The sequence below is a fragment of the Agrobacterium larrymoorei genome, from assembly GCF_037722385.1.
Lineage (GTDB): Bacteria > Pseudomonadota > Alphaproteobacteria > Rhizobiales > Rhizobiaceae > Agrobacterium > Agrobacterium larrymoorei_C.
In genome coordinates this window covers 100235-122464 of the sequence record NZ_JBBKAQ010000011.1, presented here as the reverse complement: position 1 = coordinate 122464, position 22230 = coordinate 100235, and the positions used below count along the sequence as shown (strand labels likewise).

Annotated in this window: 21 protein-coding genes; 5 read left to right on the top strand and 16 right to left on the bottom strand. The window is 58.1% G+C overall.

What is annotated here, in order from left to right; genetic code table 11:
- Positions 1-22 precede the first annotated feature (22 nt).
- Entirely contained in the window at positions 23-967 is a 945-nt protein-coding gene (locus WKI41_RS13360) for an AEC family transporter (RefSeq protein ID WP_340193991.1), read from the bottom strand.
- Positions 968-1287: 320 nt separating this feature from the next.
- Here WKI41_RS13360 and WKI41_RS13355 point away from each other — a divergent pair, with 320 nt between their 5' ends.
- The gene (locus tag WKI41_RS13355) at positions 1288-2280 is read left to right on the top strand and encodes an adenosine kinase (protein WP_340193990.1); all 993 of its coding nucleotides are present in this window, start codon (positions 1288-1290) and stop codon (positions 2278-2280) included.
- Between the two features lie 60 nt (positions 2281-2340).
- Here WKI41_RS13355 and WKI41_RS13350 read toward each other — a convergent pair whose 3' ends face one another.
- Entirely contained in the window at positions 2341-2877 is a 537-nt protein-coding gene (locus WKI41_RS13350) for an SH3 domain-containing protein (RefSeq protein ID WP_340193989.1), read from the bottom strand.
- A 181-nt stretch (positions 2878-3058) separates the two neighbouring features.
- On the opposite strand from WKI41_RS13350, the gene WKI41_RS13345 reads away from it, so the two are divergent.
- Entirely contained in the window at positions 3059-4063 is a 1005-nt protein-coding gene (locus tag WKI41_RS13345) for a 2-hydroxyacid dehydrogenase (protein WP_340193988.1), read from the top strand.
- Here the strand turns inward: WKI41_RS13345 and WKI41_RS13340 are convergent.
- Genes WKI41_RS13340 through recF form a run of 3 tightly spaced genes read right to left on the bottom strand, consistent with a single transcriptional unit; the run spans position 4060 to position 6453 of the window.
- Positions 4060-4536, bottom strand: a complete 477-nt coding sequence (locus WKI41_RS13340; RefSeq protein ID WP_340193987.1) for a GNAT family N-acetyltransferase — start codon at positions 4534-4536, stop codon at positions 4060-4062. The genes WKI41_RS13345 and WKI41_RS13340 overlap by 4 nt on opposite strands.
- The gene (locus WKI41_RS13335; RefSeq protein WP_340193986.1) at positions 4533-5291 is read right to left on the bottom strand and encodes a molybdopterin-synthase adenylyltransferase MoeB; all 759 of its coding nucleotides are present in this window, start codon (positions 5289-5291) and stop codon (positions 4533-4535) included. Before WKI41_RS13335 ends, WKI41_RS13340 begins: the two co-directional genes overlap by 4 nt.
- A gap of 37 nt (positions 5292-5328) precedes the next feature.
- A complete protein-coding gene (recF, locus tag WKI41_RS13330) occupies positions 5329-6453 on the bottom strand; it encodes a DNA replication/repair protein RecF (protein WP_340193985.1) in 1125 nt (374 codons plus the stop codon).
- A 198-nt stretch (positions 6454-6651) separates the two neighbouring features.
- Here recF and WKI41_RS13325 point away from each other — a divergent pair, with 198 nt between their 5' ends.
- Positions 6652-7761 (top strand): alpha/beta hydrolase, encoded by a 1110-nt coding sequence (locus tag WKI41_RS13325; protein WP_340193984.1) that lies wholly within the window; start codon positions 6652-6654, stop codon positions 7759-7761.
- 60 nt (positions 7762-7821) lie between these two features.
- Here the strand turns inward: WKI41_RS13325 and WKI41_RS13320 are convergent, their stop codons facing one another.
- The 4 genes from WKI41_RS13320 to WKI41_RS13305 form a co-directional block, all read right to left on the bottom strand.
- A complete protein-coding gene (locus tag WKI41_RS13320; protein ID WP_340193983.1) occupies positions 7822-8457 on the bottom strand; it encodes a nucleoside/nucleotide kinase family protein in 636 nt (211 codons plus the stop codon).
- The gene (locus tag WKI41_RS13315; protein WP_340193982.1) at positions 8454-9236 is read right to left on the bottom strand and encodes an ATP-binding cassette domain-containing protein; all 783 of its coding nucleotides are present in this window, start codon (positions 9234-9236) and stop codon (positions 8454-8456) included. Before WKI41_RS13315 ends, WKI41_RS13320 begins: the two co-directional genes overlap by 4 nt.
- Before the next feature lie 11 nt (positions 9237-9247).
- A complete protein-coding gene (locus WKI41_RS13310) occupies positions 9248-10312 on the bottom strand; it encodes an ABC transporter permease (RefSeq protein WP_340193981.1) in 1065 nt (354 codons plus the stop codon).
- A 134-nt stretch (positions 10313-10446) separates the two neighbouring features.
- Positions 10447-11469 carry a sugar ABC transporter substrate-binding protein gene (locus WKI41_RS13305; protein ID WP_340193980.1) on the bottom strand — a complete coding sequence of 341 codons (1023 nt, stop codon included), beginning with the start codon at positions 11467-11469 and terminating at the stop codon, positions 10447-10449.
- Positions 11470-11733: 264 nt separating this feature from the next.
- Here WKI41_RS13305 and WKI41_RS13300 point away from each other — a divergent pair, with 264 nt between their 5' ends.
- Positions 11734-12966: an ROK family transcriptional regulator gene (locus tag WKI41_RS13300; protein WP_340193979.1), complete on the top strand. Its 1233-nt coding sequence runs from the start codon at positions 11734-11736 to the stop codon at positions 12964-12966.
- A 124-nt stretch (positions 12967-13090) separates the two neighbouring features.
- Here WKI41_RS13300 and WKI41_RS13295 read toward each other — a convergent pair whose 3' ends face one another.
- The 7 genes from WKI41_RS13295 to mepA form a co-directional block, all read right to left on the bottom strand.
- On the bottom strand, positions 13091-14080 hold the full coding sequence (locus tag WKI41_RS13295) for an Ldh family oxidoreductase (protein WP_340193978.1): 990 nt from the start codon (positions 14078-14080) through the stop codon (positions 13091-13093).
- A 163-nt stretch (positions 14081-14243) separates the two neighbouring features.
- On the bottom strand, positions 14244-14879 hold the full coding sequence (locus tag WKI41_RS13290; RefSeq protein ID WP_113178774.1) for a 2,3-bisphosphoglycerate-dependent phosphoglycerate mutase: 636 nt from the start codon (positions 14877-14879) through the stop codon (positions 14244-14246).
- Between the two features lie 18 nt (positions 14880-14897).
- Positions 14898-15725 carry a 4-hydroxy-tetrahydrodipicolinate reductase gene (gene dapB, locus WKI41_RS13285; RefSeq protein ID WP_340193977.1) on the bottom strand — a complete coding sequence of 276 codons (828 nt, stop codon included), beginning with the start codon at positions 15723-15725 and terminating at the stop codon, positions 14898-14900.
- Positions 15726-15742: 17 nt separating this feature from the next.
- Positions 15743-17527, bottom strand: a complete 1785-nt coding sequence (locus WKI41_RS13280) for an ABC transporter ATP-binding protein (RefSeq protein WP_340193976.1) — start codon at positions 17525-17527, stop codon at positions 15743-15745.
- Positions 17528-17625: 98 nt separating this feature from the next.
- The gene (locus WKI41_RS13275) at positions 17626-18642 is read right to left on the bottom strand and encodes a glucokinase (RefSeq protein WP_340193975.1); all 1017 of its coding nucleotides are present in this window, start codon (positions 18640-18642) and stop codon (positions 17626-17628) included.
- 58 nt (positions 18643-18700) lie between these two features.
- On the bottom strand, positions 18701-19084 hold the full coding sequence (locus WKI41_RS13270; RefSeq protein ID WP_340193974.1) for a methylglyoxal synthase: 384 nt from the start codon (positions 19082-19084) through the stop codon (positions 18701-18703).
- Positions 19085-19165: 81 nt separating this feature from the next.
- Positions 19166-20155, bottom strand: coding sequence for a penicillin-insensitive murein endopeptidase (gene mepA, locus WKI41_RS13265; RefSeq protein ID WP_425341042.1), 990 nt, complete (start codon positions 20153-20155; stop codon positions 19166-19168).
- A gap of 267 nt (positions 20156-20422) precedes the next feature.
- Here mepA and WKI41_RS13260 point away from each other — a divergent pair, with 267 nt between their 5' ends.
- The gene (locus tag WKI41_RS13260) at positions 20423-22228 is read left to right on the top strand and encodes an extracellular solute-binding protein (RefSeq protein WP_425341041.1); all 1806 of its coding nucleotides are present in this window, start codon (positions 20423-20425) and stop codon (positions 22226-22228) included.
- Positions 22229-22230 lie beyond the last annotated feature (2 nt).

Below are 22230 nucleotides of genomic sequence, written 5' to 3'. Positions count from 1 at the left end.
AGGCCGCTGTTCGACCGCGGCCTCAACTCAGCAACCACGCCCACAGCGACACGGTCAACACACCGAACAGCGTCGATATGCTGATCGTCGACGCGGCGATGCTGTGCCCGATGCCGAAGCGGTTGGCGAGCAGCCAGGAATTGATCCCGGTCGGCACGCAAGATGTCAGCACCAGAGCAGATGTCCAGTCGGGGCTCAGACCAAGCAGATGTGCCGTTGCCCAAACGCAGGCGGGCAGCAGCAAGAGCTTGAAGGCGGTAATCGTTGCCGAGATGTGCAGATTGCCGCGCACCGGATACTTGGTCAGCGCCATTCCCAACGAGATCAGCGCCGCAGGTCCTGCCATGGCGGCGATCTGGTCGATCACTGTCGTGAAGACGACCGGCATCGGTGCACCAATCATGTTGAAGCTAAGCCCTAGAATGAGCGCGATGACGAGCGGATTGGTCGCAAGATTGCGCCCCACCTGCTTCAGCACCGTCAGCGCACTCCTTTTCTCGCCGCCCACCACCTTGTGCGTCGCGTTTTCCATCAAGATGGTTCCGGCAATCATCATGACGGGAAGGTGGATGACGAGCAGGATGGAAATCGCGACGATGCCGTCATTGCCAACCGATCGACCCACGAGGGGAAGGCCGATGAAGATGTTGTTGGCAAAGGCCGAGGATATGCCGGCAATGACGCTGACGCGCAAGTCCTGCTTGAAGATGTAGGTCGTGACAAGTTGACCGGCAGCCCAGGTGATGGCCACACCCGTAAAGTAGGTGATCCACAGCTTGAAAGGTGAGGCGCCGTGAAAATCGGCTTCCGCCAGCGTGCGGAAGATTAGCGTCGGTACGGCAATCTTGAAAACGAAGTCACTCAACACGTCGCTTGCGTCGGCCTTGAACAGGCGTGCCTTCACGATAAGCCAACCGATCAGGATAAGAAGAAAGATCGGGGCGACATTGACGGCGACAGCATACATGGAGACGGGCTTTCACGGCATTCTGCGGAACGTCTTCATGTACAGCAAAGGCAAATCGTCGGGAACCGTTTTCTAGCAACGGCTTAAAACAGAAAAAGCGGGGATCGTCCCCGCTTCAGCCTGTCATTCCCGCCAGTACATCCGTGTCGGGAACAAGCAACGACTAGCAGCGCTTCATGACAAGCAAATGACGTTAAGAAATTTGCTGGCAGAAAGCGGCATACGGCCGAAGTCGCCTTTTCGCTTTTCTTGTCGGCAGAAATCTTTAAGACCAAGTTCCGGATAACGCACCGGGTCGGTGCGGCTCGGACAAGAGGCTCATGACAAAATTCGACGTACTGACCGTTGGCAATGCCATCGTCGACATTATCTCCCGTTGCGATGACAGTTTCCTCATCGATAACGCCATCACCAAGGGTGCGATGAACCTGATCGATGCGGAGCGTGCGGAACTGCTCTATTCGCTCATGGGTCCGGCATTGGAAGCGTCGGGCGGAAGTGCAGGCAATACGGCAGCGGGCATTGCCAATTTTGGCGCACCGGCAGCCTATTTCGGCAAGGTGGCCGAAGATCAGCTCGGCGAAATTTTTCAGCACGATATCCGTGCGCAGGGCGTCTATTTCGAAACGAAGCCACGCGGCACCTTTCCGCCTACCGCTCGGTCCATGATCTTCGTGACCGAAGATGGCGAGCGCTCGATGAACACCTATCTCGGCGCTTGCGTTGAGCTTGGACCGGAAGACGTCGAGCCGGAGATCGTTGCGCAGTCTAAGGTCACCTACTTCGAGGGCTATCTCTGGGACCCGCCGCGCGCCAAGGATGCGATCCGCGACTGCGCGCGCATCGCCCACGAGAATGGTCGCGAAGTTTCCATGACGCTATCCGACAGTTTTTGTGTCGGTCGCTACCGCGACGAGTTTCTCGATCTGATGCGCTCGGGCACTGTCGATATCGTCTTCGCTAACAAGCAGGAAGCGCTTTCGCTTTACGAAACCGAAGACTTTGATCTGGCGCTGACCAAAATCGCTCAGGACTGCAAGATCGCAGCCGTGACGATGAGTGAAGACGGTGCGGTGATTGTGCGCGGCACGGAGCGGGTGAAGGTCGATGCCTATCCGGTTTTCGATGTGGTCGACACGACGGGCGCTGGAGATCTTTTCGCCTCCGGCTTCCTCTTCGGTTATACGCAGGGGCGTTCACTGGAAGACAGTGGCAAGCTCGGCTGCCTTGCGGCCGCTGCCGTCATTCAGCAGATCGGACCGCGCCCGATGTCGTCGCTAAAGGCGCTGGCTGAGAAGCACGGGCTTCTCTGATATCGTTTGCAACGATCCCCGTGCGTCCATTAAGGGCGCACGGTTTATAGATAGCCTGATTTACTTGAAGGCTTCGCCGGGGTAGGCACCCCAAATCTCGCCCTGCGACACCCAGCCACCCACTTGACCAGCTTCCGCCTTGCACCAGTCTCCGTTGCATTCGCCGATGCGAATCTGCACGCCGGGCTCAAGTTTGGCCACGACCGAAGCACTCGACTGCGGCTCGCGGCGCATGTTGACGAACACTTCCTTGCCTTTGCCGCGCATCCAAGGGGCGGCAACCGCGGTTCTTTCGCCCGAAAGCAGCGCCTGGTTGACCCAGCCTTCGGTGCCATCGGCATCGCGGATGCGGCGCCAGTTTTCATATTCCTGAATGATCTCCACCGGCATGCCGGACTTCATGTACATCCAGGAAACGGCGTAGTCGGTGCTCGGTCCAATGCGCATATTGACGCGCTTGGACTTGAGACTGACGAAACGCGGCAGTGGCAGGCCGCTTGCACCCTTAGCGGCGCCCTGCGCCAGAGCCGGCGTAGCAGCCGCATGAAGAAAACTGAATGACAATGCAAGGCAGAGAATAGAGACAAAGCTACGCATGTCGTTTGACCGTTTCCGTGAAACAAGAGAATGACGTTTGAGGGGCCGCCCCAGTCCTGCCGCCGAAGAAGCCACATGCGAGATTTGTTTGTCTTCGCCGGTGGGTCTGGTAGAAACGCCCTTGATGAACAAATTATCGCTCTTTCTGGTTAACGACCTCTGAACAAGGTGCCTGCAGACAATGACGAACAAGAAGAGACCGACCGTCTATCTGACCCGCAAACTGCCGGATCTGGTCGAGACCCGCATGCGGGAACTGTTCGAAGCTGAATTGAACATTGAGGACGAACCCCGCACTGAAGCGGAGCTTCTGGCGGCCATGCAGCGTGTCGACGTTCTGGTGCCCACTGTGACGGATCGCATCAGCGCGTCGATGATCGAGCAGGCCGGTCCTCAACTGAAATTGATCGCGGGTTTTTCCAACGGCATCGACCATATCGATGTGGATGCGGCGGCGCGCAAGGGAATCACCGTTACCAACACACCGAACGTTTTGACAGAAGACAGCGCGGACATGACGATGGCGCTGGTGCTTGCCGTTCCGCGCCGCCTTGTGGAGGGCACGCGCGTGCTTGCCAATGGCTCGGAAGACTGGCGCGGCTGGTCGCCGACATGGATGCTGGGTCGTCGTCTGTCGGGCAAGCGTATCGGCATCGTCGGCATGGGCCGCATCGGCACCGCCGTTGCCCGCCGCGCCAAGGCCTTTGGCTTGTCGATCCACTACCACAATCGCAAACGCGTCAGTCCGGCTACGGAAGCAGAACTCGAGGCGACCTATTGGGACAGCCTCGACCAGATGCTGGCGCGTGTCGACATTGTCTCCGTCAATTGCCCGTCGACGCCCGCCACCTATCACCTGATCTCGGCCCGCCGCCTCGCGCTGATGCAGCCGACCAGCTACATCGTCAACACCGCGCGTGGCGATATCATCGATGAATCGGCGATGATCGAGTGCCTGCGCCAAGGCAAGATCGCCGGCGCGGGTCTCGATGTGTTCGAGAACGAGCCGGCCGTCAATCCAAAGCTCATCAAGCTCGCCAAGGAGGGCAGAGTGGTGCTCTTACCGCATATGAGCTCGGCCACGATCGAAGGCCGTATCGACATGGGCGATAAAGTCATCATCAACATTCGCGCCTTTTACGACGGCCACAGACCGCCGAACCGGGTGTTGCCGGGCAGGGCTTAACTGGGCAGACGCTTCGTCATTTCGATAGAGGTGACCCGCTCATATCCGACATGCGAATTCTCAGCCGTCTTGACGAAGCCCCAGGACGAAAACTGCCGGTGATTGTTGACGAGTTCAATCCTGGTCTCCAGTCGCAGGCTTGGGAGCGACAGCCTGTGCGCCGTCTCTTGAACCCTCCTCAGCAACGCTTTTCCGATACCACGGCCTTGCGCCGCAGGTGAGACAGCGAGCTTGCCGACATAGAGCGCGGCGGCTTCCGGCTTGCAGAAAATACACCCGAGCATATGGCCGTCATTGAACGCGACAAAGGCAATCTCGTCCCGGATCTTTTGACGCAGATTGTCTGGCGTCAGACGGTGGGCCGAGGAAGGCGGGTCGATGACGCCATCCATATAGGCGAAAGAGGACATGATGAGCGCTAGTAAGTCATCGACGCGGTCGAACGTGTCGTCGATTTGAACAATCGTCGTCATGCGGCGTGACGCCTCTTGTAGCGAACGGTCTCGAAACGGGCAGCAAGCGCATCGTAAAGCATCAGCCGCCCGACCAATGGCTCTCCGGTGCCGGTGATGACCTTGATCGCCTCCATCGCCATGGTCGTGCCGATAACACCCGTCAGCGCGCCGATAATGCCGGTCTCGGCGCAGGACGGGATCAAGCCTTCCGGCGGCGGCGCGGGAAACAAATCGCGGTAGCGCGGCAGCAAGATGCCGTCCGGACCTTCCTCATAGGGCTTTAGAACTGTGACCGAGCCATCGAAACGGCCAACAGCACCTGTGACCAGCGGCACCTTTGCTGCCTCCGCAGCATCCGCCGCCGCGTAGCGCGTGTCGAAATTGTCCGATCCGTCGATCACCAGATCGAAGCCACCAAGATGATCATGCGCCCAAACGGTAGAGAAACGCTCCTCGAAGTGCAGGGTGCGGACATGCGGGTTGAGCCGGGAGATGCTGCGTCGTGCACTTTCCGTCTTCTGTTCGCCGATTGTGCCCGTATCGTGAATGACCTGTCTCTGCAGGTTCGATAGCGAGACGATATCGTCGTCGATGATGCCAAGCGTCCCGACGCCTGCGGCGGCAAGATAGTAAAGGACGGGAGCACCAAGACCGCCGGCACCGATCACCAGCACCTTGGCCGCCTTCAGCCGCTGCTGCCCCGTGCCGCCGATTTCGGGCAGGAGAATATGCCGCTTGTAGCGTTCGATTTCCTCGGGGCTAAGAGCATCCATGATCCAGTCTCCGGCACGTCAATGGATAGAAGGCCTATCACGACACGCTGCCATGCGACACGGTGAAAAACTGCGCGCGATCGTCCAACGCCGAAAACATCGATGCATCCGTTCCGGTCATGAAGCTCTGGCCGCCAAGCGCATGGATGAGATCAAAAAGCGCTGCGCGCCTGCCTTCATCCAGATGAGCAGCGATTTCGTCCAGCAGAAGAATGGGAGCATACCCAGTCATGTTCGCGGTCAGCTGGGCATGGGCAAGCACCAGACCGACGAGAAGCGCCTTTTGCTCGCCCGTCGAGCAGCGTGCCGCGTCCATATCCTTTTCCGCATGACGAACGAAGAGGTCGGCGCGGTGTGGGCCGTCCAGCGTCCGTCCGGCACCCGCATCGCGGTAGCGGCTTTCCCGGAGCGTGGCGAAATACTCATCCTCAAGATCGACCGCCGGTCGATGATACTCGTCGTCGAGAAAGCCCGAAAGTGTGAGCGCAGCCTTCGGGAAGCTCGAGTCGCCGGAGCGACTTTCGATCAGCGCGCGTAGCAAACCCAGCATCTCGTGGCGCGCAACCGCCATGGCAATACCAAGCTCTGCCATCTGCTTTTCGATGCCGTCCAGCCATACGGGATCGAAGCGACCATCAGACAGCAGGCGGTTGCGTTGGCGCATGGCCTTTTCGAAATCGCTGGCGCGCCGACCATGCGATGGATCGAGGGAGAGAACAAGGCGATCGAGGAAACGGCGGCGATCCGAGGACGACCCCGTGAAGAGGCCGTCCATGGAAGGCGTCAGCCAAAGCACCCGCAGGTGATCGGTCAATTCGTCGACCGATTTGACGGGAGTACCGTTGAGCCGCAGCCGCCGCGATGGCGTCTCACCCTCGCCATCGATGCCCGTTCCGATCGCAACTTCACCATCCATGCCGGATACGTCTGAGAAGATCGAGAAGCCCGTTTCCTCTGCGCCAACGCGGGTGACCTCGGAGAGAACTGCACGGCGCAAACCGCGACCGGGCGACAGGAAGGAAATGGCTTCCAGCAAGTTGGTCTTGCCTGACCCATTGTCTCCCGTCAGCACGACATGGCGATCATCCAGCCGCAGGGACACTTCCGCATAGTTGCGGAAATCGGTGAGTTTCAGCCGGGACAGGAAAACCTTGGCTATCATGCCATATCCAGAATCGTCATGGCGTATGACCTACAGCATCCCGCCAAAAATCGAAACGGACATTCTTTCAAGCGCGGCTGCCGAGCGCTACGGGGACAGGCATCTTGCGCCAATATCTTACGTTTACGTTCGCGTTCGTCCGATTGCCAGTCGTAGATTTTGCCGCTATCGATGGTCGCCTAATTTAGCGGATATTTCATGCTCAGAGTCATTTCCCTTTTGCTCACTCTCGCTGTCCTTGGATCCTGTGCCGGACGACCGGGAGCCGATGTCCTGCAGGCCGTCAATACGCGGGCGGTATCGGCAAAAAGTATCACTGCTTATGTGGTCAGCACGCGCGAGAAGGAAGCGGGAAAGACGCTGGCATTCGGTGCCGGGCGTGCCGATGCGCCCAACTATGCGCGCTTCGACATCTCTATCCCGCCGGATCACAAGAAGGGCAAGATCGAGTGGCCATCGGGTAAGCCAGATGCGAAAAAGGACTTCGTCGTCACCGATCGCGACATGCTGTCGAAAGACGCACTCAAGCGCGATCTCGCCGGCATCCTCTCATCGGGGAAGGATGTGGGTCTTTTTGTTCACGGCTATAATTATAGCTATCAAGAGGCTCTGTTTCGCGCAGCGCAAATGGCGGCGGACGCGGATATCAACGGCGTGCCGGTGGTCTTTTCCTGGCCGTCGATGGCCGATGTCACGGGCTATCTGGCGGACAAGGAGGCGGCGACCTTTTCTCGCGATGCGCTGGCTGACCTCCTGATCGATCTCGCACAAAAATCACCTCGCAAGAATGTCATCGTTTTCGGTCACAGCATGGGCGCGTGGCTGGTCATGGAAGCCCTGCGAGAGCTCAGGCTAAAGGGCCGCAACGATGTGATCGCCAAGCTACAGGTCATTCTCGCCGCACCGGATATCGACACTGACGTGTTTAGAAAGCAGATCGAAGTGGTCGGTCGCCTTAATCCGCCGCTCACTGTTCTCGTCTCGAAGGATGACCGCGCCTTGATGGCAGCGTCCATTCTGGCCGGGGAGCGGAGCCGAGTGGGTGCCTTGGACGTGACGGACCCCGAGATCAGCAAGGCGGCAAAACGCGAGGGCGTTCAGTTCGTCGATATCTCCGAGCTCGATTCGTCCGATGGCTTTAACCACGACCGCTACGCCGCACTTGCCGCACTGTTGCCGAAGCTCGATGAAAAGCGGCGCGGCGGTGGCAATGATATAAGCCGCGCGGGTGCCTTCGTCTTGGACGCTGTCGGAGCGACAGTTTCAAGCCCGTTCAGACTGGCCAGCAAGGTCGTCAATCCAAACTGAAGTTCGCGAACCGAAGGTGAAGGGGATTGAGTGCTCCTGCGAGCGCGCAGTAGCGAAGCGTCAGTTCCAGATGTCGATACGGATGTCGGCCGGACGTGAATGCTCGACGACGCGCTTGCCGTTGGGAAGATCGTTCTCGTAAAGCTTGGCCTGAATGGCCTGCTCGTCCAGCCCATAGCCAATCCAGCGATCACGGAGCCGCTGCTCCAGAACCGGATAGGACGGCCCGACGAAGATGGTGAGATCGAAGCTGTCTTTCAAACGGTCCCATGGCGCTTCATTCAGCAACAGATAGTTGCCCTCTGCGAGAATGAAGCGAGTGTTTGCAGACACCGCTCTTGCGGATGCGATGGCGATTTCCCGCGATCGATCGAAGACAGGGACGAGCACCTCTTCGTCACTCTGACGCACGGCCTTCACGATGTCTATGAAACCGCGCACATCGAACGTTTCCGGCGCACCCTTACGGGCAATCAGACCGCGGCTCTCCAAGATGCCATTGTCCATATGAAAGCCGTCCATCGGCAGGACTTCGGCTGTTTCGCCGCGTGCGATCAGGCTGTCTCTTAAAGCATCAGCAAGCGTGGATTTGCCGGCCCCGGGAGGGCCGGCAATCGCAACCATGTAGCGGCGGGAGTCAGGCGTCCCTGCGCGAGCGAGGACATCGTCCGTCAACGCCGCAAGCGTCAGCGTCATGCGGCGATTTCCTGGCGTGGCGGTTCCTTTGCGCCCGTCATGAAGGCTACCGCATCCGACATCGTGTATTCCTTCGGATTGATGACGCACAGACGTCTGCCGAGGCGATGGATGTGAATGCGATCCGCGACCTCGAAGACATGCGGCATATTATGCGAGATGAGCACGATAGGCAGGCCGCGAGAGCGCACATCCTGAATGAGTTCCAGAACGCGCCGGCTTTCCTTGACGCCAAGTGCCGCTGTCGGTTCATCCAGAATGACGACCTTCGAACCAAAGGCGGCCGCTCTGGCAACCGCAACACCCTGACGCTGACCGCCGGACAGTGTCTCGACCGCCTGGTTGATGTTCTGGATGGTCATCAGACCAAGTTCGGAAAGTTTCTCACGGGCGAATTTGTCCATCGCCGCATGATCGAGCTTGCGAAACACCGAGCCGAGAATGCCGGGTTTACGGAGCTCGCGCCCCAGAAACATGTTGTCAGTGATCGACAGGGCAGGAGACAGAGCAAGGTTCTGATAGACGGTCTCGATGCCGGCATCGCGGGCCTCGAGTGGCGTCTTGAACTGAACGGGCTTGCCTTCCAGTCTGATCTCGCCCTCATCCGGACGGATTGCACCCGACAGCGCCTTGATGAGCGAGGACTTGCCTGCGCCGTTGTCGCCGATTACCGCCAGGATTTCGCCCGGGTAGAGATCGAAGTCGGCATTGTCGAGGGCGGTCACGCGGCCGTAGCGCTTGACGAGACCATGACCTGAAAGAATGGGTTGTCTGTTCATATCCTGGGCCATCAGACGGCTGCCTTTCTGATCCATTGATCCACTGCGACGGCGGCAATAATCAACCAGCCGGTCAACATAACCTTCCACTGCGGGTCTGCACCGAGCATGTTGAGGCCCATGGAGACCACGCCGACCAGCATGGCGCCGAACAGCGTCCCGAGAATGGAGCCGCGTCCACCGAAGAGCGAGATACCGCCGATAACGGTCGCCGTAATGGCCTGCAGGTTGTAGTCGGTTACGGCGGCAGAGGGAGAGATCGAACCGTTACGGCCGATGGCAACCCAAGCTGCGAAGGCTGCGATGACGCCAGCGATCGTGTAGACGCTGAGAAGAACCTTGCGGGTCTGGATACCGGAAAGCTTTGCCGCTTCCGGATCGTCGCCGACAGCATAGACGTGGCGTCCCCATGCGGTTTGGTTCAAGACGTACCAGAGCACCGCAACGAGCGCGACCATGGCGATGACGCCGAGCGTGAGAATGGCAGAGCCGATGCGGAAGTTGGTGGCAAAGAACTGCAGAAGCGGCGCTGTCTGCTGCACATCGGCGTCGCGGATCGTCTCATTCGCCGAGTAGATGAAGTTCGTCGCCATGACGATGTTCCACGACCCGAGCGTGACAATGAAAGGAGGAAGCTTGACCACCGCCACCAGGAAGCCGTTGAAGAAGCCGCAAAGTCCGCCAACGATGAAGCCGGCGAGAATGGCGATAGGGGTCGGCAGACCATAGGTGACTGCCACATTGCCCATCACAACAGAAGAGATCACCATCACGACGCCGATCGAAAGATCGATACCGGCCGTCAGGATGATCAATGTTTGCGCCGAGCCGAGAATACCGACGACGGCGATCTGCTGCAGGATCAGCGTGAGTGTGTATGATGAAAAGAACCGTCCGCCGATCGTCAGACCGAAAATCGCGACCGATAGAATCAGGACGATGAGTGGCACGGCGGCCGGTGTAGAGTGTAGAAAATGCTGGGCGCGTTTGAGCGCAGAAACGCTCTGCTGATCGAAGGAGGCGACATTCTTGTCGCTCCCGTCCAACACGCGCTCGAATTCTTGAATTCCGCTCATGTTTCCTCCTCCCGCTCGCCAAACATCTATGCGCGGCGCCGAAATGTCAGCCGGGTATTACGAAAGCGAATGGTTTTGTGTGAAGTTGGCCGGGAGTGATCCCGGCCATGATCTTCAGATGGTGATCGAGGGCATTAGCCCCAGCACTTCGCCAGGCCTTCCTTGACGCTGATCGAAGGAACACCCTTGACCGGCTTGTCGGTGACGAGAGAAACGCCCGTGTCGAAGAAGGACTTGCCTTCGGTCGGCTTCGGCTTTTCGCCTGTGTCGGCGAACTTCTTGATGGCCTCGACGCCGAGTGCGGCCATCATCAGCGGGTACTGCTGCGAGGTCGCGCCGATGACGCCTTCCTCAACCGACTTCACGCCTGGGCAACCGCCGTCGACCGAAACGATCAACACGTTCTTTTCCATGCCGACCGCCTTGAGTGCCTGATAGGCACCAACAGCAGCAGGCTCGTTGATCGTGTGGATGACATTAATGCCTGGGTCCTTCTGCAGAAGGTTTTCCATGGCCTTGCGGCCGCCTTCTTCGTTGCCGTTGGTCACGTCGTGGCCGACGATGCGCGGATCGGTTTCGTCGCCGATCTTGTTCGGATCCTTCGGATCGATACCGAAGCCGATCATGAAGCCCTGGTCACGCAGAACGTCGACGCTCGGCTGGTCAGGCGTCAGATCGAGGAAGCCGACCTTGGCGTCCTTTGCGCCGTCGCCCATGGTGCCCTTTGCCCACTCGCCGATCAGCTTGCCAGCAAGCAGGTTGTCGGTCGCAAATGTCGCATCGGCCGAAGCGATGGGATCGAGCGGAGTGTCGAGAGCGATCACGAGGATGCCTGCGTCACGAGCCTTCTTGACCGTTGGGACGATGCCCTTGGTGTCGGAAGCAGTGATCAGGATGCCCTTGGCGCCGTCCGCGATGCAGGACTCGATGGCTGCAACCTGGCTTTCGGAGTCACCATCGACCTTGCCAGCGTAAGACTTGAGCGTGACACCCAGTTCCTTGGCCTTGGCGGTCGCGCCTTCTTTCATCTTGACGAAGAAGGGATTGGTATCGGTCTTAGTGATGAGGCATGCCGAGGTATCGGCGGCCGATGCAACCGAAGCGAAAGAAACGCCAAGCGCGAGCGCGCCCAAAAAGGCGGAAACAGTGGTCTTCATATGATCCTCCCAGTGGAAACAAGCAGCCATTTGTATGACTGGTCTGCGGCCCTTCTCCTCCTAAGATCAGGCGCCACTGGAAGCGATCGAACCACCAAATTAACAGCCTGTCAATAAATAAATCCAATTGAATTATTAATTCGATCTGTCATGCTCTCATCCTTGATGGCGAAGGTTGACGGGAGGAGACCGGGACACTTTCGCAAATGAAATGAGGAATAGAGCCAGTGCGGTTAAGCTCGCACCGGCTGGGAGGATAATGAAATGTCGCGTTCGCTAGAGATCTCGCAGACGCCGACTGCAGCTGCTACCGATTTGACAGGCGGTGCCAACCAGGTTCGCGTTCGCGCCTATAATGAGCGGCTGGTGCTTTCTCTGGTGCGTCGTCATAATGCTTTGTCTAAAGCTGAGATTGCCAGGCGCAGTGGTCTTTCAGCCCAGACGGTCTCTGTGATCATGCGCTCGCTCGAAAAGGATGGTCTGCTGATCAGGGGCGAGCTTCTTCGGGGGCGCGTCGGACAGCCCTCCACGCCGATGCGGCTCAACCCGGATTCGGTTTATTCCTTTGGTGTGAAGATCGGCCGCCGTAGCGTCGATCTGGTGTTGATGGACTTCGTCGGTCAGATCCGCATGCAGTTGCGCAACACCTATCCCTACCCAATGCCGGAGTGGATATTGCCGTTCGTAGCCGAAGGTATTGCGGAGCTGGAAGCCCGGCTTGATCCGTTGGAGCGCGAGAAGATTGCCGGTGTCGGGATCGCTGCGCCCTTCGAATTGTGGAGTTGGGCCAAAGAAGTCGGTGCGCCCGAAGGTCAAATGGACAGCTGGCGCGATGTCGATCTTCGGCAGGAAATCGCCGATGCTGTCGACTATCCTGTCTTTCTCCAGAATGATGCGACGAGCGCGTGTGGCGCCGAGTTGGTGTTTGGCAATGGCCAAGCCTATCCTGATTTTCTCTACGTCTTCATAGGGTCGTTTATCGGTGGTGGCGTCGTTTTGAATTCGGCTTTGTTCTCGGGAAGGACGGGCGCGGCAGGCGCAATCGGTCCGCTGCCGGTACAGGGGCGAGATGGCCAGACTGTGCAATTGCTGAAGATCGCCTCGATCTTCGTGCTTGAAGACATGCTGCGTGAAAGAGGTATCGATCCAAAGCCGCTGTGGTTTTCACCGGACGAATGGATCGATTTCGGCGAGCCTTTGGAAGTGTGGATCCGCAATACAGGCGCCGCCCTTGCTCAGGCCGTGATCGCCGCCGCATCGATCATCGATTTTTCGACCGTCATCATCGATGGCGGCTTTCCAGGCTGGGTGCGCTCGCGCATTGTTCAGGCAACGCGAGACGCCCTGATGTTGCACGATCTTCAAGGTGTGAGCGTACCCGATATCGTGGAGGGTGCAGTTGGAAGCCAGGCGCGCGCCATTGGTGGCGCCAGCTTGCCACTGTTTTCCCGTTATCTGCTCGACCAGAATGTGTTGTTCAAGGAGACCTCAACCTGAGACCTCGAGCCGTCACGCCTTCTCAAAGCGCATCGCGATTTTTTAGATTCGCTCATACGCTTGAGGTCCTTGTTATCTCCATGTCGTTCTCGCAAAGCCGCTGCACGCTTTTGCGCGACATGCTTCAGAGTGCTTCGATCTGACGCAAGATATCGTCTTCGATCGTGATTCCGTTTTCAATAGACTGCTTGCGAAGGCCCTGGCTGCGGCGTCCGGGAAGCCGGGCGTTTTCCTGAGACTCGATTTCGGCGGCCATCTGCGAAACCCTCTCAGCCAGAACATCGTTGCCGGCGATGGTCGGATCAATCGCGATGATCGTGTGCCCGAGAGATGGCGCCGTTCCCGTATCGTCCAACAGGGACGATGCCTGGAAGCCGAAATTGCCTCCGGTAAGGCCCGCCGCCATGATCTCGACCATGAGCGCCAATGCCGCGCCCTTAGCCTCACCGGCCGGGACCATGGTGCCGTTGATCGCCTCGTTCGGATCGGTTGTCGGACGGCCTTGCGCGTCGAGAGCCCAGTCGGCTGGAATGGTCGTTCCTTTTTGCCGGGCCGCCATGATCTTGCCCCGCGCGACCTTCGAAAGTGCAAGATCGATCACCAGCGGATCGGCGTCTTTGACCGGTGCGGCAAACGCGATTGGGTTCGTTCCGTAGAGAGGCTTGATGCCGCCCCAAGGAGCCATGGAGGCGGGGGCATTGGCGACCATAAAGGCTACGAGACCTTGCTCTGCCAAGCGCTCGACGGTCAAGGCCATAACGCCTGCATGATGCGAGCGGCTGATTGCGGCAAGCGCAATACCTTGGTCGCGGGCAAGCGGCACCAACTGATCGAGGGCAACATCAATAGCCGGATAAGCATACCCGTTCTGCGCGTCGATTGAGATGACCGCCGGTCGCACTTTTCTGGCAGCTGGGACAGCTTTCCCGTTCACTTTGCCGACATGAAGTTGCGCCACATAGACAGGGATACGCCGAAATCCATGTCCGCTTTGGCCGCAGGCCTCCGCGGCAACCAGTGCACGGGCGACGGAGCGCGCGCTCGAGGCCAAAACGCCATTCTTCTCGAAGATTGAAGAAACGAAGTCTTCTGCCTGTTCTATGCTGAATTTCATGATGCAATCTTGAAGGAAACGGAGTGAACTGATGCCGTGCAGAGCTTGCGACTGTTTCGCTAGAAGAGCCTGCCAGAGTGCTTAAGGCGACCTTATGAGACGCCGCGATTCAGCAGCGTGTGGAACGGCCTTCAATCACGGATAGAAGGCCGCCCTTGTTCGATCAATGAGCAGCAGACATGTCGCCCAGCACATCCTTGGAAGCGACGGTAGAATCGGCATTCAGCTTGTAGACCATAGGTACGCCCGTCGCCAGATTGAGCTTCAGGATCTCTTCCTTGCTCAGCTTGTCGAGAACCATCACCAGAGAGCGTAGCGAATTGCCGTGGGCGGCAACAAGAACCTTCTCGCCACGCAGAACGCGCGGCAGGATTTCCGTCAGATAGTAGGGCCAGACACGTGCGCCGGTATCACGCAGGCTCTCGCCGCCGGGCGGCGGGATGTCGTAGGAACGGCGCCAGATGTGAACCTGCTCCTCGCCCCACTTCTCGCGGGCGTCATCCTTGTTAAGACCAGAGAGATCGCCATAGTCGCGCTCGTTGAGCGCCTCGTTACGGATGGTCTCAAGACCGGACTGGCCGACATTGTCGAGAACGATCTGGCAGGTTTTCTGGGCGCGGATCAGAGAAGAGGTGTAGGCAACGTCGAACTTGATGCCGTAATCGGCCAGCGCCTTGCCGCCTGCATTGGCCTCCTGCACGCCAAGTTCGGTCAGGTCGGGATCTCGCCATCCAGTGAAGAGGTTCTTGAGGTTCCAGTCGCTTTGACCGTGACGAACGAGGACGAGGGTTCCGCTCATAAATGCTCTCCAGTTTGATTAGGAATTGTCGGCCAGACCAAGAACGTCCAGCATGGAATAGAAGCCGGGCTTCTTGTCGAAGGCCCAGAGTGCCGCTGCAATTGCGCCGCGTCCGAAAATGCTGCGATCTGCGGCATGATGCGAGAAGGTCAGTTGTTCACCTTCGCCGGCAAAGATCACGGAGTGATCACCCACAACCGAGCCACCGCGCAACGTTGCAAACCCGATAGTGCCCGCTTCGCGTGCCCCGGTATGCCCGTCGCGCACCCGGACAGCGCGGTCGGCGAGATCGATGTTGCGGCCCTCGGCCGCAGCTTCACCAAGGAGGAGAGCCGTGCCGGATGGCGCATCGACCTTGTGCTTATGGTGCATTTCGAGCACCTCGATGTCCCACTGCTGCGGTCCGAGCGCTCTCGCCGCCTGACGCGTCAGGACTGAGAGAAGATTGACGCCAAGGCTCATGTTCCCAGACTTTACGACGCGTGCGTGCCGCGCTGCTGCTTGGAACTTCTCTTCGTCTTCGGTAGAGCAGCCTGTCGTCCCGATGACGTGGACGATGCGTGCCTGCGCGGCTAGACCGGAGAAAATCACACTGGCTGCCGGCGACGTGAAATCGACGACACCCTCAGCATTGACGAAAGCGGCAAGCGCGTCGCTGCTAACGGGAACACCGATATTGCCGAGACCAGCAAGTTCACCAGCATCGCGTCCAACGAAGGGGGAACCCTCGCGCTCGATCGCGGCATGGAGTTGAACGCCGGGCGTTTCGTGAATGAGGCGAATGAGGGTCTGTCCCATGCGGCCTGCAGCACCAACCACTACCAGTCTCATGTCGTTGCCGCTCATTTCGTCACCCTATGCTGTCAAAGTCCGCGAACGCCCGTCGCCTGTAGATTGTTGAGCCGAGCGTAGAGACCGTTTTCCTGCCGTGCAAGCGTCTCGTGCGTTCCTTCTTCGACAACCTGCCCCTCATTCATCACCACGATCTTATCGGCTTTGACAACGGTGGATAGACGGTGGGCGATGACGATGACGGTACGGCCGGTCATGGCAGTATCCAGTGCCTTCTGCACGACGGCTTCCGACTCGGTATCCAAAGCCGATGTTGCTTCATCAAGCAGGAGGATCGGTGCGTTGCGCACGAGCGCGCGTGCGATCGACAAACGCTGACGCTGACCGCCAGAAAGTGTCATGCCGTTTTCACCGACCAGCGTGTCGTAACCCTGCGGCTGAGCCAGGATGAAGTCATGGGCGAAAGCAAGCTTCGCCGCTTCCTCGATCTCGATGTCTGTGGCTTCAGGGCGACCGTAGCGAATATTGTCGCGGATCGTGCCTTCAAAGAGATAGGGTTGCTGTGAAACGTAAGCCAGATTGAGACGCACCGAGCGCGTCGTCACGTCTGCAATGTTCTGCCCATCGATCAAAATCTCACCACCTGTGGGATCATAAAACCGCGGAACGAGGTTGATGATCGTGGATTTTCCGGCTCCCGACGGTCCGACGAGGGCCGTCGTTTTTCCGCCTTCGGCCACGAAGCTCACGCCTTTGAGGATAGGACCAGAGTCCTTGTATGCGAAGGTGACATTGCGCAGTTCTACCGTCGCATTGTCGACCTTCAGCGGCACAGCATTCGGCTTTTCGCGCTGAACCGGCTCCATGTCGAGGATTTCATAGATCATTCGCGCATTGACGACAGCACGTTCCATGGAAACTTGAAGACGGGCAAGGCGACGCGCAGGGTCGTAAGCGAGAAGAAGAGCTGTCACAAAGGCAAAGAAGGCGCCTGGCGGGACGTTGTCATAGATCGCGCGATAGGCTGCATAGGCAAGAACGCTCGATACGGCGATCCCGGCAATGGTTTCGGTCAGAGGCGCGGTTCTTTCCGTCAGACGAGCGATCTTGTTGCCGCGCCGTTCTGCCTCATCAATCGTCTTAAAGACGCGTTGTTCGAGCGGCTTTTCCATGGTGAAAGCCTTAACGATCGCGATGCCCTGCAGGGTCTCCTGCATGGCTCCCAGCACACGACTATTTAGGATAACCGCTTCCCTCGTGGTTTCACGAAGTCTTTTGGCGATGTATCGAAGCCCAAGGACAAGCGGGGGAACGATGAAAACGATAATAATCGACAGGAATGGGTCTTTGAAAATCATCACGCCAACGAGCGCGACAAAGGTCAGAAGATCTCTGGCTACGGACGTCACGGTGATATTCATCACGTCGCGAATACCGCCGATGTTCTGAGCAACTTGAGCTGCCAGATGGGCGGAACGAGACTCGCTCAGGTAGCCTACCGAAAGGGTCATTAAGTGCGAGTAAAGCCGCTTTTGATAACATGCGACGATGTTGTTACCAATTTTGGACAACGCAACGGATTGTCCGTAGCTGGCAATTCCTCGAATGAAAAAAGCTGCAAATATGGCGCCGCAAATCAGAAATGCGAGATCAGCGCGTCTGTTTACGAAGGCCTCGTTGATGATCGAGTCCATGATCCACGCTGTGAAGGCCGTAGTTGCGGCTATCGAAAGCAGGCAAAAAACGACGAAGACGTAACCCTTGATATGATCACGCGCATTTTCTGCAAAGACACGTTTCAGCACTGCAGCAATTGTATCGGTGTCCACAGGACCCCGTGACTTGGCGGTTTTCAATCGCTCATCCACCTTTTGATGTTCCGGCGGCTGGGCCGCCTTTTCAACCGGCGTCTATATCCATTAGGGCAGGCTTTGACCAGCCTTTAACTGGAAGCTCACCTTTGCCAGCGGCGGCCTTCCAGGGTCACGCCGAAATTCTCCGGCGTCCTGGCGAAGGCGGAGAGACCGGCAAGTGCTGCCTGCGGGTGGGTGACGACATAGGTCGGAATGGAGCGCATCAGGGCGCTGTGGGGCGCTTTGTCTTCGAAGCCAGCGCGGAATTCAGGCTGCTTCAGCGCCGGAATGATTTTCTGCGAAATGCCGCCGGCAAGATACACCCCGCCGCGCGCCATGAAGACCAGCGCCATATCTCCGGCAACGCGGCCGAGATAGGTGCTGAACAGGGAAAGTGTTTCCACGGCCTGTTCATCCGACCCGCTAAGACCATGTGCGGTGACGTCCGCCGGGTCTGAGAAGCGAGGCGCAATACTGTCTGCGGCAGAGATGGCGCGGTAGAGGTTGACGAGACCCCGGCCGCAGAGGATCTGTTCGCCGGAGATGCGGCCTTCGATGGCCTCAAGATGCGGGAAGATCTGGCGATCCCGTTCTGTCCGAGGTCCAAGATCGACATGACCACCTTCGCCAGGCACGGGGAACCACATATCCCGCGCATAGACGAGGCCGCCTACACCCAGTCCAGTGCCGGGGCCGAGAACGACGCGCGACGCCATCATATCTTCGCGGTCCGGTCCAATACGCTCGCGATTGTCGTCGCCAAGTGCCGCAATCGCCAAAGCTTGAGCTTCGAAATCATTGACCACGACGACATCGCTCAAGCCGAGGTTGCTCAGCATCCCCTTCGGTTTGACGACCCAATGGCAGTTGGTCAATGGGATCTCGTCTGACTCGATCGGACCTGCAACGGCAAGCAGCGCTGACACCGGACGGATCGCAGTGTTACTCAGGACCGCAACTTTGATGGCGTCATCGATTGTGGGATAGTCGGCCGTCTTGACGGTGGTCAGGTTAAGGGCCTCGGCGTTGGCGTCCGGCAGGATGCAGAAACGGGCATTGGTGCCGCCGATATCTCCAATGAGGATCGGAAAGGGAAGATGATCGTTCTGATTGGGCATCACTGCTCCTGAAGCCGCCTGATTTTTTAAGAGATGAACCGCCGCTTTCAGCAAGCGCCTATCTGTTGATATGAAAGTCGATCAGTCGCTCGGCCGTCGCGCGGTTGAGCGCCATTGGTATGTCGTAGACTGTTGCAAGCCGTGTCAAGGCTTTCACGTCCACGTCATGCGGCATGGAGGTCAGTGGATCGACGAAGAAGACCAGCATGTCGACATCGCCGGTGGCGATCATCGCACCGATTTGCTGGTCGCCACCGAGCGGCCCGCTTTTCAGACGAATAACATCGAGCTTCGGGCAAGCATCCTGCACTCGTCCACCAGTCGTGCCGGTCGCGACGATGCGGAACGCGGAAAGGGCGTCCTGATGCTCGCGGGCAAACTCCGCCATGTCGTTCTTCTTCTGATCATGCGCAATCAGCGCCACGCAGCGTTTGCTGTCCATCATCCGCCCCAAGCAAAATTTAAATCGATTTGAAGCCTTCTATATCAACTCTTCCAGGTTTGAAAAGCAGGCGTGTTTGGATCAGTTCATGGAAGGACGTGCAGAGGGTCTGGGAACGTCTGCCGGCGGGATCGGTGCCCCGGGAGATGCGTAGACAGGCGCATTTGCTGCTGGAGCGGCAGGGCGGGTGAAGGAGCTTTGCACCGCAGCTTGAGACCTCCCGCCGGAAGGTGCCGCCGCTATCGCGGCGCACGCCTTTGGTAGGTCCGACACCATCATCGGTCTTGGCGGCTTTGCCGGCTTGGCATTAGGGTCCTTTTTCGGCGCTGCCCATGGCTCCTTTGTGAACCACCACGCCAGCGACTTGTCGCAGCCGTCTCCGGCGCCCACGGCGGCCTGCGGCTTGCAGTCGGTCGCGCCAGCGGGGCAAGCCAGCCGAACGTGGAAATGCTCGTCATGACCGTAAATGGGACGGATCTTGCCCATGAAGGTCCGGTCGCCCGTCCAGCTCTGGCAAAGCTTCTGCTTGATGGCCGGGTTGACGAAGATGCGCTCCACCTGCGGATAGCTCGCCGCCATCATCACCAGCCTTCCATTGAGCGGAGACCACTTGCGGTCGTCGACCGTCAGGAACTTGCTCTTGTCGAGCATGGAGATGAAGGGAGTATCTTCGCGCTCCTGCGCGCTCATGATGTGGTCGGGCATCTTGCGCCACCAGATGTCGACATCCAGACCGATTTGATGTGAGGCGTGACCCGTCAGCATCGGACCGCCGCGAGGCTGCGATATATCGCCGATGAGGAGGCCCGGCCAACCGATCTTCTGGGAATCCTGGGCGAAGCGCTCGATAAAGGAAATGAGCTGCGGTTGGCCCCAGCGGCGGTTGCGGGAAAGCCGCATGGCCTGAAAACCCTCGCCATCGGTCGGCAAGGCGACAGCGCCGGACTGACAGCCTTTTGCATAGGACCCGAAGGACTTGGAAGGACCGGCAGAGGGGAGATCGATGTGGCCAAAAACCTGCTTTGCGGGCTGGTCTTCCGCAAAAGCAGGGGCCAAATCTGCGCCGATCATCGCGATGACCGAAAAAGCGATAAGCGAAAGCCTGCGCGCTGCCATTGTCTCTAATCTCATTCGTCGCTGCCTGCGATCCTGTTGATTCTTGTTTATGATATTACGCTGGATCGCGATTTTGGTGAAAGCATGTTTGCGAATAACCAGCTTGTGAGGCCCCGCCTCTATTTTTTGACATTGTTTGGCTTATGCTTCACCGCAACAAACACCAAAAAGGATTATCCGCCCATGGCTCTGGCAAGCGCAAAACTCCTCCTGCTCTTAGGCATGGGGGCGTCGCTTCTCGCCTTTTCGACAGAAACGCAAGCGCAGGATGGCGGGCAATGGCGTGTTGGCATTGCCACGGTGGGAGAACTGAAACATCCGAAAGGCTTCGAACGCTTCGACTATGTCAATCCGAATGCGCCAAAAGGCGGCGCCTTGCGTATGTCGACAGCCGGGACTTACGACACCCTGAACCCCCTTCTTGCCAAGGGGGAAGCCGCGACGGGTCTTGGTGTCGTTTTCGATACGTTGATGAAGTCATCGGAAGAGGAGCTTTCGGCGTCTTACGGGCTGCTCGCAGAGGCCTTGACCTTTCCAGACGACATATCGCAGGCAACGTTTAGATTGCGCTCCGAAGCCAAATTCGCCGATGGCAAGCCCGTCACTCCGGAGGACGTTGTTTTCAGCTTCGAAAAGGCAAAAGACCTTAATCCGCAGCTTGCGACCTATTACACGCACGTCACCAAAGCCGAAAAGACTGGCGACGGGGAAGTGACCTTCACCTTTGACGAGAAGAACAACCGCGAACTTCCGCAGATCGTCGGGCAGTTGCTCGTCGTTCCCAAGCACTGGTGGGAGGCCAACGGCCCGGATGGAAAGCCGCGCGACATTTCACGCGGGACCTTGGAGCCGGTGATGGGGTCCGGACCCTACAAGATTGCGTCGGTAGCTCCAGGTTCTACGATTACTTATGAGTTGCGCGACGATTACTGGGGCAAAAACCTCAACGTCAATGTTGGCATGAACAACTTCAAGACGATCAGCTACACCTTCTATACCGACCGCGATGTGGAGTTTCAGGCCTTCAAAGCAGGCAACACTGATTTCTGGCAGGAAAATTCCGCTGGTCGCTGGGCGACCGGCTATGACTTCCCAGCTGTCAAGGATGGCCGGATCAAGCGCGAGGAGCTTCCCAATATCTATCGCTCCGTCGGTATCATGCAGGCTTTCGTGCCAAATGCACGCCGCGACAAGTTCAAGGACCCTAAGGTGCGCAAGGCGTTGAACCTCGCCTATGATTTTGAGGATATGAACAAGACGCTGTTCTTCGGCCAATACCAGCGGATCAACAGCTTTTTCATGGGAAGCGACCTTGCCTCGTCCGGCTTGCCGCAGGGCAAGGAACTAGAGATCCTCACCGAAGTAAAGGATGAGGTGCCGCCGGAGGTCTTTACCACCGAGTATCGCAACCCCGTCGGCGGGGATCCGGCCAAACAGCGCGATAATCTTCGTGAGGCTGTGAAGCTCATGAAGGAGGCAGGCTACGAGTTGCGCGGCAACCGCATGGTCAATGCGAAGACGGGCCAGCCTTTCGATTTTGAAATCCTTGTCGATTCGCCAGCCATGGAGCGAGTTGTCCTGGCCTACACTCAAAATCTCAAAAAGATTGGCATCAACGTCACCGTTCGCAACGTGGATTCGTCGCAATATACCAATCGCACACGCGCATTCGATTATGACATGATCGTCAATCTATGGGCTCAAACCTCAAATCCTGGAAATGAGCAGGTCGATTATTGGGGTTCGGCAGCCGCCAATCGCCAGGGTTCGAAGAACTTTGCTGGCATTAGCAACCCTGCGATCGACAAGATCATCCGCAAGATCATCTTCGCTCCCACCCGTGAGGACCAGGTTGCTGCCGTCAAGGCGCTGGACCGGGTTCTGCTGGCTGGCAATTACGTCATCCCGCAATTCTACCGTGGCGAGATGACGGTTGCCAACTGGAACACCATCGTTCGCCCAACGGAACTGCCCTATTACGGCATAGGCTTTCCCGAAGCCTGGTGGTCGGCAAGCGCGGCGAAATGAGC